1 protein-coding gene is annotated in these 927 nt (G+C 55.6%); it reads right to left on the bottom strand.

Features of this window, described 5'->3' with window-relative positions; genetic code table 11:
* A partial coding sequence (locus HY788_21155; GenBank protein MBI4776652.1) for an MMPL family transporter occupies positions 1 to 690 on the bottom strand: 690 nt, incomplete at its 3' end.
* Positions 691 to 927 lie beyond the last annotated feature (237 nt).

Raw genomic sequence — 927 nt, 5'->3', positions numbered from 1 at the left:
GAGGAGTAGGCATAAAAGGCAGCGGAACAGGATAAAAAGAACCACGGCGATCAAAAGAAAAGTAATGGGAGGAAGGAAGAAGAAGTCCTTTTGAGTGAATGAAGCCAGGGCCTGGGACACGAGGGGCATGCCGATCTGGTAAAGAGAAAGCTCGCCGGATTCCCGATCGATCATCCCTTGCAGGGCGGAGAGGACTTGGTCCTTATCGGCTCCGTCCTCAAGAATCACGTTCAATACCGTGGTGGTCCGGTCCTCGGAAATGAGATTCCGCTGGAAGAGCGCCACCGCACCGGCCACGTCGGCGAACTGTTCGAGAGTCCACTTCCCTCCGATGTCCACCGATTTCCGAATACCGGGCAGGCTGATGACCCGCCTAACCCCTTTGATGTCAGAGGCGACCCGGGCGAGTTGTTCGACTTTTTCGAACGTGACCGGGTCGTATATGTTCTTGCCTTTGATCACGACCTGGATGATCTCGTCGGATCCGAAAATCTTCTTGAATTCCTCGTAGCGGGATGTTTCAGGCAGATCCTGGATGACGAGGTCGTATATGGAGGTGCGAAAGCAGAGGCGCGGGAGATGCCATGCGAACAAAACCGATATGCCGACCACGGCCAACAGGACCAACACCGGTCGATCGAGTATCCGTTCGAGTATTGCCCGAAACGAGAGTTTCTTCAGAAGTTCCATGGCCCTCGGAACAGCAAGACGTCTGAAGGTTTCCCATCTGATCACAGGGAATTTGGGAAGCCCGCCTGCAGGTTCGCCAACCCCGAGGCTGCTCCAATGGGGTCAAGATAAGCCGCGTATGTTGGGTTGGCGAGCGGAGCGACCGTAACCGAGCTGTTGGGTTTCGCTGTGCTCGACCCAACCTTGAATGAAACTCCGATGCGTTTCAAAGCCTCTCGACGCCGGAGCGGCGACGGT

It is taken from the genome of Deltaproteobacteria bacterium, from assembly GCA_016208165.1.
In the GTDB taxonomy this organism is placed as follows: Bacteria; Desulfobacterota; Desulfarculia; order JACQYL01; family JACQYL01; genus JACQYL01.
This window is presented reverse-complemented; position numbering and strand designations above follow the sequence as displayed.